The organism is Natrononativus amylolyticus (assembly GCF_024362525.1).
In the GTDB taxonomy this organism is placed as follows: domain Archaea; phylum Halobacteriota; class Halobacteria; order Halobacteriales; family Natrialbaceae; genus Natrononativus; species Natrononativus amylolyticus.
Genome location: NZ_CP101458.1, coordinates 230,682 through 243,665 on the forward strand (window position 1 = coordinate 230,682; position 12,984 = coordinate 243,665).

Annotated in this window: 10 protein-coding genes; 7 read left to right on the forward strand and 3 right to left on the reverse strand. The window is 66.3% G+C overall.

The window, feature by feature from the left end:
* Positions 1-19 precede the first annotated feature (19 nt).
* Positions 20-670 (forward strand): HAD family hydrolase, encoded by a 651-nt coding sequence (locus NMQ11_RS01135; RefSeq protein WP_255169552.1) that lies wholly within the window; start codon positions 20-22, stop codon positions 668-670.
* A 60-nt stretch (positions 671-730) separates the two neighbouring features.
* Here NMQ11_RS01135 and NMQ11_RS01140 read toward each other — a convergent pair whose 3' ends face one another.
* Positions 731-3,073, reverse strand: coding sequence for a DEAD/DEAH box helicase (locus tag NMQ11_RS01140; protein ID WP_255169553.1), 2,343 nt, complete (start codon positions 3,071-3,073; stop codon positions 731-733).
* Between the two features lie 312 nt (positions 3,074-3,385).
* Here NMQ11_RS01140 and NMQ11_RS01145 point away from each other — a divergent pair, with 312 nt between their 5' ends.
* The 6 genes from NMQ11_RS01145 to NMQ11_RS01170 all read left to right on the forward strand — a co-directional run bounded on the left by NMQ11_RS01145 (position 3,386) and on the right by NMQ11_RS01170 (position 10,572).
* Positions 3,386-5,389 (forward strand): ABC transporter substrate-binding protein, encoded by a 2,004-nt coding sequence (locus NMQ11_RS01145; RefSeq protein ID WP_255169554.1) that lies wholly within the window; start codon positions 3,386-3,388, stop codon positions 5,387-5,389.
* A 43-nt stretch (positions 5,390-5,432) separates the two neighbouring features.
* Positions 5,433-6,389 (forward strand): ABC transporter permease, encoded by a 957-nt coding sequence (locus NMQ11_RS01150; protein WP_255169555.1) that lies wholly within the window; start codon positions 5,433-5,435, stop codon positions 6,387-6,389.
* A complete protein-coding gene (locus NMQ11_RS01155) occupies positions 6,382-7,446 on the forward strand; it encodes an ABC transporter permease (RefSeq protein ID WP_255169556.1) in 1,065 nt (354 codons plus the stop codon). The genes NMQ11_RS01150 and NMQ11_RS01155 overlap by 8 nt, the downstream gene beginning before the upstream one ends.
* A complete protein-coding gene (locus NMQ11_RS01160) occupies positions 7,446-8,522 on the forward strand; it encodes an ABC transporter ATP-binding protein (RefSeq protein WP_255169557.1) in 1,077 nt (358 codons plus the stop codon). Before NMQ11_RS01155 ends, NMQ11_RS01160 begins: the two co-directional genes overlap by 1 nt.
* Positions 8,515-9,942, forward strand: a complete 1,428-nt coding sequence (locus NMQ11_RS01165; protein ID WP_255169558.1) for an ABC transporter ATP-binding protein — start codon at positions 8,515-8,517, stop codon at positions 9,940-9,942. The genes NMQ11_RS01160 and NMQ11_RS01165 overlap by 8 nt, the downstream gene beginning before the upstream one ends.
* A gap of 87 nt (positions 9,943-10,029) precedes the next feature.
* Positions 10,030-10,572 carry a DUF7974 family protein gene (locus NMQ11_RS01170; RefSeq protein ID WP_255169559.1) on the forward strand — a complete coding sequence of 181 codons (543 nt, stop codon included), beginning with the start codon at positions 10,030-10,032 and terminating at the stop codon, positions 10,570-10,572.
* Positions 10,573-10,610: 38 nt separating this feature from the next.
* Here NMQ11_RS01170 and NMQ11_RS01175 read toward each other — a convergent pair whose 3' ends face one another.
* Both NMQ11_RS01175 and NMQ11_RS01180 read right to left on the reverse strand, forming a co-directional pair.
* The gene (locus NMQ11_RS01175; protein ID WP_255169560.1) at positions 10,611-11,921 is read right to left on the reverse strand and encodes an ABC transporter ATP-binding protein; all 1,311 of its coding nucleotides are present in this window, start codon (positions 11,919-11,921) and stop codon (positions 10,611-10,613) included.
* A complete protein-coding gene (locus NMQ11_RS01180) occupies positions 11,914-12,984 on the reverse strand; it encodes an ABC transporter ATP-binding protein (protein WP_255169561.1) in 1,071 nt (356 codons plus the stop codon). Before NMQ11_RS01180 ends, NMQ11_RS01175 begins: the two co-directional genes overlap by 8 nt.

The following is a 12,984-nucleotide window of genomic DNA, read 5'->3' on the forward strand; positions in this document are numbered from 1 at the left end:
GCCCGTATACTCTCGAGGGATGACTGCCGTGTTGTTCGACATGGACGGCGTGATCGTCGACAGCGAGGACTACTGGGTCGAACTCGAGCGCGAGCGGCTCCTGCCTCGAGTGGTGCCCGACGACGATGTCGCGGTCGCCGAGATCACGGGGATGAACTACCGCGACATCTACGACTACCTCGACTCGACGTACGACACCGCGGTTTCCCGCGAAGAGTTCGTCGACCTCTTCGACGCGGCCGCCCGCGAGCTGTATTCGGAAAAAGTATCGCTGTTCGAGGGATTTCACGACCTGCTGGCGGCCCTCGAGCGGCGCGACGTGCCGGTCGCGCTCGTCTCCTCGTCGCCCCACGACTGGATCGGAATCGTCCTCGAGCGGTTCGATCTCGAGGGCGAGTTCGACGAGGTGATCAGCGCCGAGGAGATCGACGGCGACGGCAAGCCCGAACCGGACGTCTTCGAGTACGCCGCCGGCGAGGTCGGCGTTTCCCCAGAAAACTGCGTCGCGGTCGAGGACTCGAGCCACGGGATCGAGTCGGCGGCCCGCGCCGGAACGACCGTCGTCGCCTACCGGATCGACGCCCACGACGGCGTCGATCACTCGCCCGCACACGAGGTCGTCGACTCGCCCGCTGAGTTGCGCGAGACGGTGCTTGCACTCGTCGAGTGAGACGGGATCGAGAAGTGATGGCGGCGTACGCCGCGGGGCGGGGCCGACGAGAGAGTAGGTTTACGTGACGGTGACCGTCCGCGTCTCCTCGATCGGCAACAGCGGCTCGCCGGGGAACGCCACGCTGACGGTGTACTCGAGTTCCTCCTCGTTCGCCCCGAAGACGCCGACCGGGATCGTCTCGCTCTCCCGGAGGTAGCAACTCGAGGCCGTCATCTCCACCCCGTTGACGGTGACGCGGATGCCGGCCTGAGCGGGCTCGCCGACGTTTCTGATCGCGACCTCGCGCACGTCGTTCTTCCCGGTCGCGACGGTTTCGGGGAACGCGCCCCAGTCGAGTTCGATCGTCGGAAGCGACTGGGCGCCCTCGTACACCTGCTCTGCGACGCCCTCGGAGAGGCCGGCGTCGACCAGTCCCGCGACGCCTGCGCCGAGAACGTCGCCGGGGGTCGCAAGCCCCTCCGTCGAGAGCTTGCTCGCCCGACCGGGGCCGACGCCGTCGATCGCCGTCAGCCCCACGGCGTCCTCGGCGACGCCGTTTTCGACCCGCGCCTCGACCCGGCGGGCGAGGTTCGCGTCGTGGGGGCTCGCGAAGCGCTCGAGGAAGGCCCCCAGCGCCGACAGCAGCCGTGTGGCGTTCTGGCGGATCACCCAGGCGTCGCTCCGCAACTCGGCGGGGGTCGTCCCGTTGGCCGCGCTGCGGAGGATCGCGAGCACCTTCCGCTGGCCCGCCTCGAGGTCGCCGATCTCCTGGCCGACGAGCACGGAGCTGATCGCGTCGCGCTCGGCCTGGCGGGCGGAGACGGAGTCGAACTCCTCGGCGCCGGCGACGGCCTCGAGCACCGCCGCGGCGTCGATTTTCTCGCGCTCACAGAGGTCGGCGAAGCGGGCGGCGGTCTCGAGTCTGAGGTAGTACGTCGAGGCCAGCACCCCGCGGGGGGTCGCCTCGATCGAGAGGTTCTCGCCGGTTTCGACGAACCCGCGGTCGACCAGCCCCTCCAGGGTGTCCCGGACGTTTCGCTTCAGGTTCGGAAAGTCGTACTCCTCGGGCCGGGACTGGCCGCGGACGTAGTAGAAGGTGGTCTCGAGCCAGTCCATCACGTCCTCGAGGTCCGTTATCGTCCCCATCGCGATCTCGGCGTTGAGGTGCGTCTCTAAGCTCTCGGCGAGTCGCGACTCGATCTCCTTGCCGTCGCGCAGCAGTCGGCGGTACTTGTCGGCCTCCCGCGTATCGCAGACCACCCAGCCGTAGCCGACGTCGTCGTACCCCGGCCGGCCCGCCCGCCCGAGCATCTGGAGGATGTCGAGCGGGCTCATGTCGACTTCGCCCTCGAGCGGGTCGTGGTACTTCGTATCCCGGATGATCACACAGCGGGCGGGAAGGTTCACCCCCCAGGCGAGCGTCGACGTCGAGAACAGCAGTTCGATCTTCCCCTGCTTGAACCACTCCTCGACGAGATCCTTGTCGCTCTTCGAGAGCCCCGCGTGGTGGAAGGCGACGCCGTCGAGAACCGACTTTCGCAGCGTCGAGTTCTCGAGTCGCTTCGCCTCGGTGTGAAAGTCGTAGTCGCCGCGAGCCCCCATCGGAACGTCGCGCTCGCCGATCTCGTCTCTGGCTTTCTTCGCCGCCTGCACCGTGTCCTGGCGGGAGGAGACGAACACCAGCGCCTGGCCGTCCTCGCGCAGGTGCGGCTCGGCGAGGTCGAGCGCCCGATAGAGCCGCCGGTACTTGTCCGCGAACGTGTTCTCGCCGTGAGTGTAGGTCTTGACGCCCGCGTTCAGGTCGACCGGCCGGTACTCCTCGCCGAACTCGAGGGTCGTCTCCGGGTCGGCGTCGAGCCACGCCGCCACGTCCGCGACGTTCGGCATCGTCGCCGACAGCGCCACCACCCGCGGATCACAGAGCCGGCGGAGCCGTGAGATCGTCACCTCGAGCACCGATCCGCGCCGGTCGGCGTCGAGGAGGTGCACCTCGTCGATGACGCAGACGTCGACGTCGGTGACGAAGGCGTAGCGCGGGGAGTCGTGTTTTCTGGTCGCCGAGTCGAGCTTCTCGGGGGTCATTACGAGGATGTCCGCGCGCCGCGCGCGCCTGGGATTCAGGTCGCGCTCGCCGGTGACGACGTACACGGAGTAGCCGAGTTCCTCGAACCGATCCCAGTCGGCTTCCTTTTCGTTCGTCAGCGCCCGCAGCGGCGCGAGAAACAGCGCGGTGCCGCCGTCGGCGAGAGCGTTACAGATCGCCAGCTCGGCTAACGCCGTCTTACCGGACGCCGTCGGTGCGCTCGCGACCACGTTCGCGTCGTGCTCGAGCAGGGCGGGGACGGCCTCGCGCTGCATGCGATTGAACTCCTCGAAGGGAAAGGCGTCCGCAAAGTCGGGGAGAACCTCGGCGACCTCCATTACCCGAACACGGGAAGCGCCCGGTGAAAGGCGTTTCTGTCGCGGGGCGGTCGACCCGGTTCGACGCGAGCGGTCACGGTCTCGAAGGGGTCCTGGCACTACTTAATATTGTGTCAGGCCGCTGTACCGCGATTCCAAACCGAAAACCGTGTTCATGTTTATCACAGGACAATGGCTATAGTTGTACATCTGTGCTCTGCTGTCGCCGATAATAGCCTTTTACCCTCGAGAAACGCTGTATTGATCATCCGGAAATTATTGCTTGATCATCAAGCAACATCTATAAATATGAGTAATTCCCAAGGATTGTTCATGGTGCAGGATAACAAGCGATCTGCTCTGGCAATCAACCGACGCCGCATTCTGCAGGCGATGGGTGCAGCGGGTATCGTTGGGGCTGCTGGGTGTCTGAGCGACGACAACGGGAACGGTGACGACGGGAACGGGAACGGTGACGACGGGAACGGGAACGGTGACGACGGCACGCCGGACGTCAGTCCCGGTGAGGACATCGACTTCGAGGATATTATCGAGGGTGGTACCCTCAGAGCTGCGGTCGGGGCAAACGTCGACTCGTTCGACCCGCCGTACAGTTCGGACACGACCTCCACGATGGCCCAGGGGTTCATCTACGAGAGTCTGCTCGCGAACGACAGCGAGGGTAATCTCTACCCGTGGCTCGCCGAGAGCTACGAACTCGTCGAAACCAACGACGTCGATCGTACCGACTACGAGCCGTACATGCGGACCGTGACGGCCGGCGAGGATGGTGCACTCGACGTCGAGGAACAGATCCTCATCACCCACGAGGAGGACGCCGGTGCCGAGGAGGGCGAGGAGGTTCGCATTCTCACGACCACGGAGGCGCCCGACGCGATCGCTGACGGCGTCTTCGGGATGCACTACCGGTACGACCTCGAGGAAGGGGTCATGTTCCACAACGGCGAGGAGATGACGTCCGCTGACGTCGTCGCGTCCTACCGCCGCTACGAGAACTCCCAGGTCTCCGCCCAGACGTACGACTCGGTTCTCCACGTCGAGGCGGACGGCGACTACACCGTCCACATCTACGCGCAGATCCCCGACGCCGAGGGTGAGCGTGAACTCCCCGGTGCGGTCGTCATTCCCGAGGAACACGCCGATCTCCCCGACGGCGGCCTCGACCCCCGCGAGGGCGTGACGCCGATCGGGACGGGTCCCTACGAGCTCGAGGAGTTCGAGGACGAGCAGTACTTCGTCGTGACGAAGAACGAGAACTACTGGGTCGAGGAGAAGGGCATCCACTCGAAAGAGTGGTTCGACGGCCCGGACGCGTACCCGGACGGCCCGGTCATCGACGAGATCGACGTCGACATCGTCCCCGACAACGCGACCCGGTCGGCCGCGCTGCAGAACGACGAGATCGACATCACCTACGGGCTGAACGCGGAGACCCTCGACGACTTCAACCGGTCGGAGGACTTCTTCGTCGCCGGCGTCGAAACCGGTGGCTACGAGTACTTCCAGTATCCGGTCCACGTCGAGCCGTGGGACGACCAGCGACTCCGCCAGGCAGTCAACCACCTCGTTCCCCGACAGAGCATCGTCGACAACGTCCTCGCCGGCTTCGGTCGGCCCGCCTGGACGTCGCTCCCCGAACTCGCGGCCGGTAGCGGCACCACCGACGCCGAGGCGCTCGAAGAGGAGCTGCGCCCGATGAACGAGTACGACCCCGAGCGCGCCGAGGAGCTGCTCGAGGAGGTCGTCGACGACCTCGGTCTCGATACGCCGATCGAGATCCAGCTCGAGGTCAACGCCGACAACGACGACCGCGTCCGGATGACCGAACTGGTCGCGGAGGCGATGGAGCAGACCGGCTACTTCGAGACGACCATCGAGACCTACGAGTGGAACACCTACGTGGGCCGCGTCCTCGATCCCGAGTACGCACAGGAGGGTCACATCGCGTGTATCGGCCTCTCCGGAACGTTCAACCCCCACAGCTTCTGTGAGGCGCTCCACCACCAGTCCAACCACGGACAGTGCTGTAACCTCCAGGGCGTGGGAACCGACGAACTCGACGAGATGATGGACGGCGCCCGCTACGGGACCGACGTCGCCGAGGACCCGGACCTCCGTCGCGAGCGCTACGACGAAATCTGGCACGCACTCGCCGAGTACAGCGCCAGTTCGATCACGCACTTCGACCTCGCGACCGGTGTGACGAACACCGACGTCCGCGGATTCAGCATGTGGCCGTTCAACGAGGGAATCTTCAGCTTCGCGCTGTACTCCCCGACGGAAGAACAGGTCATTTACCTCGAGCGCGACGAATAACGCTGTCTCGTAGGCGACCGGCGCCTATCCCTCATTCCAACGCATGAGCTTACGACGATTTATACTTAAACGACTGTTGTCAATCATTCCGATCCTGTTTGGCGTATCGGTAATCACGTTTGCGCTCGTCCACCTCACGCCGGGCGACCCGATCAGTCAGATGTTCGCGTTAAACCCCGACGTCACGGCGGCCGAAGAGCAACGGGTGCGCCAGCAGTACGGCCTGGACGGCCCCGTCTGGGAGCAGTATCTGACCTGGATGAGCAACGTCCTGACCGGCGACTTCGGGCAGGTCGTGAGTACTAACCGGGAGGTCTCGTCAATCATCCTGATGCGACTTCCCGAAACGATCGCGCTCGGCATCTTCGGCTGGGTCTTCGCGCTCACTATCGCCATTCCGACCGGGATCTACGCGGCGGCGAACAAGGACCAGCTCGGCGACACCGCCAGCCGGTTCCTCGCCCTCTCGGGCATCTCGATCCCCAACTTCTGGCTCGGCCTGATGCTGATCCTGATCTTCGCGCTCTACCTGGGACTGTGGCCGGTGCTCCCACCGTCGCGGCTGCCGCTGTACCACCCCGAGATGCTGTGGTATCTGATCTTACCCGGCGTTACGATCGGGACGGCCGCCGCGGCCGGCATCATGCGCGTCATGCGCACTTCGATGGCCGAGGAGATGAACAAGGAGTACGTCACCGCCGCTCGAGCGAAGGGGCTCCCCGAGCAGAAGATCATCCTCAAGCACGTCCTTCGAAACTCGCTCATCTCGGTCGTGACGCTCGCGGCGACGCTGACTGCGGGTATCGTCAGCGGTTCGATCGTCGTCGAGGTCGTCTTCAACTGGCCGGGGCTCGGCTACGAGTTCATCAACGCGATCAACGGCCGAGAGATCAACATGATCATGGCGATCACGCTGTTCACCGGTGTCTTCATCATCCTGGCGAATCTGGTCGCCGACATACTGTACGCGGTACTCGATCCGAGAATTAGATATGAGTAACAGGGAACTATCGACGGAACGCGGACGAATACAGATTACCGGGTTCGACGCAGATCGCGTCAGAAACCGGGAGAAGCTGTCGGACTGGACCGAAGAGTCGGGACAGGAGACACAGAGCCGGTGGAAGCGCGGCTGGAAGCGATTCAAGCGGAACCGATCCGCGATGTTCGGCATCGCGGTCGTAACGTTGCTGTCGCTGCTCGCGTTCTTCGCGCGGCCGGTCGAGGTGTTCGGGTTCGCGATTCAGCCGTTCTCGCTCGCACCGTACAACCCGACGACGATCCTGTATCTCCAGCCCGACGCGGCGTGTGGAACCGACTGTATCTACCACCCGCCCTCGAGCGACTATCCGATGGGAACCGACGGCTCCGGCCGGGATCTGTTCTCGCGGCTGCTCTACGGCGGCCGGTACAGCATCTCGATCGGGTTCGTCGTCGTCGCCCTCACCGCCAGCTTCGGGATGGTGTACGGCGGCATCTCCGGCTACTACGGCGGCTGGGTCGACGAGGTCATGATGCGAATCATCGACACGATCTACGCGTTCCCCGGGATCGTCCTGGCGCTGATCATCGTCGCGATCTTCGGCGGCGGCTACTGGCAGCTCGTGCTCGCGTTCTCCCTGTTCGGGTGGGCCGGATACGGTCGTCTCATTCGCGGGGAGGTACTGAAGGTCAAACAGAACGAGTACGTCCTGGCGGCGAAGGCACTCGGCGCGCGGGACCGGTCGGTCATCTTCAAACACATCGTTCCGAACGCCATGCCGCCGGTGCTCGTGCTTGCATCGCTCAACATCGGCACCGTCGTCATCGGCGTCGCCGCACTCGGATTCCTCGGTCTCGGCATGGACTCGGGGACGGCCGAGTGGGGGACGATGCTCGATGCGACCCGCGAAACGCTGATTCAGGGTCCTGACGGTGCGATCCCCTGGTGGGCAACCGTCTACCCGGGCGCCGCGATCTTCATCTTCGTCATGGCGATGAACATGATCGGCGACGGCGTCAACGACGCGCTCGACGCCAACGAGACCGGCGTCGGCCAGCAGGGAGGTGGTGGATAATGACGCTCCTCGAAGTGAACGACCTGACGGTACGGTTCTACACCCAGGAGGGTGTCGTCAACGCCGTCGACGGCCTCTCCTACAGCATCGAGAGCGGGGAGAAGTTCGGCGTCGTCGGCGAATCCGGCGCCGGCAAGAGCGTCACCGCGCTCTCGCTGATGCGGCTCATCGAGAACCCCGGCCGGATCGAGAGCGGGGAGATCCTGTTCAAGGGACGGAACATCCTCGAGATGTCCGAACGGGAGGTCCGCGACATCCGCGGCAACGAGATCGCGATGATCTTCCAGGACGCCCAGACCGCGCTCAACCCGGTGTACACCGTCGGCGAACAGATCGCGGAGGCGATCCGCCACCACCTCGACTTCGACGACGACGAGGCCCGCGAGCGGACCATCCAGCTCCTGGACAAGGTCGGCATTCCGGAGGCGGAAACCCGCTACTCCGACTACCCCCACGAGTTCTCCGGCGGGATGCAACAGCGGGCGGTGATCGCGATGGCGCTCTCGTGTGACCCGGACCTCCTGCTGTGTGACGAGCCGACGACCGCACTCGACGTCACGATCGAGACGCAGATCCTCGACCTGATCGAGGACCTCGCCGACGACTTCGATACGGCGGTACAACTCATCACCCACGACCTCGGCGTCGTCGCGGAGGTCTGTGACCGCGTCATGGTGATGTACGCCGGCAAACCCGTCGAGAAGGCGCCGGTCGAGGAGCTCTACTACGATCCGAAACACCCCTACACCGTCGGGCTGATGAGTTCGATCCCGCGCGTCGGCGACACCCGGGAGCGGCTGCAGACGATCCCCGGAACGATGCCCGACCTCGTCGAACTCCCGCCGGGCTGTAGCTTCCACCCTCGCTGTCCGTTCGCGGAAGAAGTTTGCACACAGCGCGAACCGCCGTTGCTCGACCTCGAGACCGGGACGGACGTGACGGCCGCCTCGGAGCGAGCGGCCGCCTGTCTCGAGTACACCGGCGACCTGGAGACCGGACTCGACTACGAAGTCGAGGTCCGCGGCGAAAACACCGAGGCAGCGGCGCAGTACATCGAGAGTGATCACAATGACTGATCGGAACGACGAGCCAATCCTCTGGGCGGAGAACCTGGAGAAGTACTACGACTCGAGCGGCGGATTCGTCGAGAGCCTCATCGGCAGCTCCCAGTGGGTGAAGGCGGTCGACGGCGTCGACCTCGAACTCTACGAGGGCGAGACGCTCGGCGTCGTCGGCGAGAGCGGCTGCGGGAAGACGACGCTCGGCCGGTCGCTCCTGCGCTTGATCGAGCCGACCGGCGGCTCGGTGTACTACCGGGAGCGCGTCGACCCCGACGACCCCGCGGCCGGCCGCCGCGAGGTCAACCTCACCGAGGCGTCCGACAGACACCTGCGGAACCTGCGAACGGACCTCCAGTACATCTTCCAGGACCCGTTCTCGAGTCTCAACCCGCGGCTGACCGTCGGCGACATCATCGGCGAACCGCTCGACATCCACGGTATCGCGAGCGGTGCCGAGCGTACCGAGCGGATCTACGAACTGCTCGAGGTCGTGGGACTCAACCCGAGTCACACGCACCGCTATCCACACGAGTTCTCGGGCGGCCAACGCCAGCGCATCGGGATCGCCCGCGCGCTGGCGGTCGACCCCGAGGTCATCGTCTGTGACGAACCCGTCAGTGCGCTCGACGTCAGCGTTCAGGCGCAGATCCTCAACCTGCTCGAGGATCTGCAGGACGAGTTCGGGCTCTCGTACATCTTCATCGCGCACGACCTGAGCGTCGTCGAGCACATCTCGGATCGGGTCGCGGTCATGTACCTCGGCGAGGTCGCCGAGGTCGGCTCGACCGAGGAGGTGTTCGCGCCGCCGTACCACCCGTATGCGGAGGCGCTGCTGTCGGCGATTCCGGAGCCGGACCCGCTCTGGCAGGGCGAGCAGATCTTCCTCTCGGGGACCGTCCCCTCGCCGCTCGACCCGCCGTCGGGCTGTCGGTTCCACACCCGGTGTCCGCGGGTCATCCCGCCCGAGGAGTACGACCTCGAGCAGGACGTCTGGCGGTCGATCCTCGACTTCAAACTGCGCGTTCGCGGCATCGACTCGCTCGAGTCGGTGACGGCGATCGACGACAGTCAGGTCACCGCGATCGAACCGGAGGCGGTAACCGAGCGCGAGGACCCGAGTACGTTCCCGAGAGACGTTCTCGGCGAACGGGTCCGCTCCGAGTTCGACATTCCCCGCCCGGTTTCGGACGGCCAGGCCGAGGAAGTGCTCACGCAGGCGCTCGACGAACTCCACGCCGGCGACTTCGAAGCCGCGTCGACGCTGCTCGAGGAGGCCTTCGAATCGCCGTGTGAGATCTACCATCCGGACGCGCTCTCGACCGGCGAGACTCACCGGATCGCGTGTCTGCTGTACGACGAGGAGTTCGCCGAGTACCACCCCACCCGGGGCGGTACCGACGACACGGGCGACTCCGGCGCCGTCGCCGACGACTGAGACGGTCTGTCGGTGCACCGATCCGTCTGAGCGGCCACCGTTTTCCGGACCCGAACGATTTAGTCGCCTCCTCCCCTAGCGGTGTCAATGCGTCGGATATACGACTCGAGTGCTCTCCACCGGGACAACGACGAGCCGTTCTCGCCGAACGAACGGGGTGGTAGCGATCGGCCGCAGGCGATGCGATCGATCAACTCGACCGCCTGGAGCCGCCGTCTCGTCCCCAACCGGCTCCGCCACCGGGCGATTTCGGTGTCGGTTTCGACGCCGCGGTCTGCGTACCCGGTCGGAACGCCGGTTCCGTTCGAGGTCACGATGTACAACTCGATGCCGTTTCCGATCGTGATCGGAACGCGATCGCCCGTGGTCTGGACCTGGCACGTCGACGGCGTCGAGGAGGCCTCGCACGTCCCGCTGCGTGATCCGCCCGACGAGCCACAGGGGTTCCGGTTCGACCGCGGCGAGCGCAAGCGGTTTCGCCGCCGGTGGAGCCAGTCGTTTCGCGTCTCCGACAGCGAGTGGGAGCCCGCGACGCCCGGCGAGCACGTGATCGGCGTCGGCCTCAACGTCGAGGACGCAGCCGAGAAGGGGCTGTACGCCGAGACGACGATCGAGGTCGTCCCCGAGTAAGGCGCCCGCTCTTTTTTCGCCGTTCGTCCCGTCGCCGATCAGCGGTTCGCCACCCGCGCCCAGGAACGCGGCTCGGCGGCCCGTTCCGGGTCGTACCGGTGACAGCGGATCAATCGCCCGTCCTCGAGTGCGTCGTCCGGAACCGCCCGTTCACAGACGGTGGGCGTCGCCGCCTCGAGCCGGTCGAGTGCGTCCCGGCGGTCGCCGCGGGCCAGCGATTCGAGGGCAGCGTCGACGGCGCGATCGACGTCCTCGTCTGCGATCTCCGGCGGGAGGTCGAACCGGTCCCGCAGCGTCCCGGCGTCCGTCTCGAGCGACTCGGCCAGCTCGCCGGCCTCGAGGGTAAACCTGAACGCGGCGACCGCCTGCCAGTGGTCGTCCGGGAGCCCCGTCCCCTCGGGTGGGATGATCTCGGGACACCGGGTGTGGAACCGACAGCCGGACGGTGGCTCAGCCGGATCCGGGACGGTTTCGGTCAGCGGCTGTGCCAGCGTCCGATCCGTCGGGTCGAGACTCGGGACGGAGCCGAGCAACACCCGCGTGTAGGGGTGGGCGGGCGACTCGAGCACCTCGTCGATCGCTCCCCGTTCGACGATTTCCCCGAGGTACATGACCGCGATTCGATCACAGAACCGCCTGACGACGTCGAGGTCGTGGCTGATGAACAGCACCGAGATCCCGAACTCGCGGCGGATCTCGTCGAGCAGGGCGAGGATGTCCGCCTGGACGCGGCCGTCGAGCGCGCTCGTCGGCTCGTCCGCGATGATCAGGTCCGGGTTGAGCACGAGCGCGCGAGCGATGGCGATGCGCTGTTTCTCGCCGCCGGAGAACTCGTGGGGGTACCGATCGGCGTCCACAGACGAGAGCCCGACGCGCTCGAGGAGGTCCCCGACGATCGCCCGTCGACGCTCCGCGTCGCGCATCCCGTGGAGGGCGAGGGGTTCGGCGACCGCCTCGCCGACGGTCAGCCGCGGGTTGAACGCCTCGTTGGGGTCCTGTACGATGAGTTGCGCCCGGCGCCGGAACGCCCGGAGATCCTCGCCGGTCAGTTCGGTCACGCGCTCGCCGTCGAACCTGATCTCGCCGCCGGTCGGCTCCTCGAGTCTGAGTACCGAAAGCGCCGTGGTCGTCTTGCCGCTGCCGGACTCGCCGACGAGGCCGAGCGCCTCGCCGCGCTCGACCGCGAAACTCACGCCGTCGACCGCGCGAATCCGGCCGACCTCTCGTCTGAGGAACCCCCTCGTGATCGGAAAGTGCGTCTCGAGGTCGTCGACGGCGAGGAGGGGCTCGTCTCCCGCGTTCGATTCGGTCCGCTGTTCGGCGTCGGAGCCGGTTGTCGGTTCAGTCATCGGTGTTCTCGTTTGCGATCGGATTTCGTTCGCCCGACGCGCCGAGGACGGCGTCCGGTTCGTGGTCGGGCCCGTAGTAGACACAGGAGGCCGTGTGCGCGGGGTGGCCGGCGACCGACCGGAACGGCGGCTGGTCGTCGCTCGCGCAGGCCTCGACCGCGTGCGGACACTGGTCGCGGAACCGACAGCCGTCGGTCGGGACCTCGCGGCGGGCGGCGCGGTCGGCGTCGGTCGGCCGACCCCGGTAGCTGTCGAACAGCGCCTGCGTGTACGGGTGGGCCGGCCGGCCGAACACCGCTTCGACGGACCCGGACTCGACGACGGTCCCGCCGAACATGACGACCACCCGGTCGGCGAGGGCGGCGACGACGCGCAGGTTGTGGGTGACCAGCAGCATCGACATCCCGCCGTCGGTGAGTTCGCCCAGGAGCTCGATCAGCCGCGCCTGGACGGTCACGTCGACCGCCGTCGTCGGCTCGTCCGCGATCAGGAGATCGGGGTCGGCCGCCAGGGCGATCGCGATCGCGATCCGCTGGCGCTGGCCGCCGGAGAACTCGTGGGGGTAGTCGTCGAACCGCGCCCCGGCCTGTGGAATACCGACCCGCCGGAGGAGTTCGATCCCCCGTTCGCGGGCCTCGTCGTCGTCGATCTCCCGGTGGATCGCGATCGCCTCGACGACCTGCTCGCCGACGGCGTACACCGGATCGAGCGCCTGCTGGGGGTTCTGGAAGACGTGGGCGATCCGGTCCCCGCGAAGCCGCCGCAGGAACGCGTCGTCCGCCTCGAGAATCGAGCTCCCGTCGAACTCGATCGTACCGCCGACGATCTCCGCCGGCGGCTGCGGGAGGATGCTGGTCACCGACTCGCAGGTGACGCTCTTGCCGCTGCCGGACTCGCCGACGATACAGACGGTCTCGCCGCGACCGACGCTGAAGCTCACGCCGTCGACCGCGCGGATCGTCCCCTGCTCGGTGTGGATGTGCGTTCGCAGTTCGTCGACGGCGAGTAGCGGGTCGTCGTCGCGTTCGCGTGGTGATCTCGTCGTCTCGGTGTCGCGTGTCAT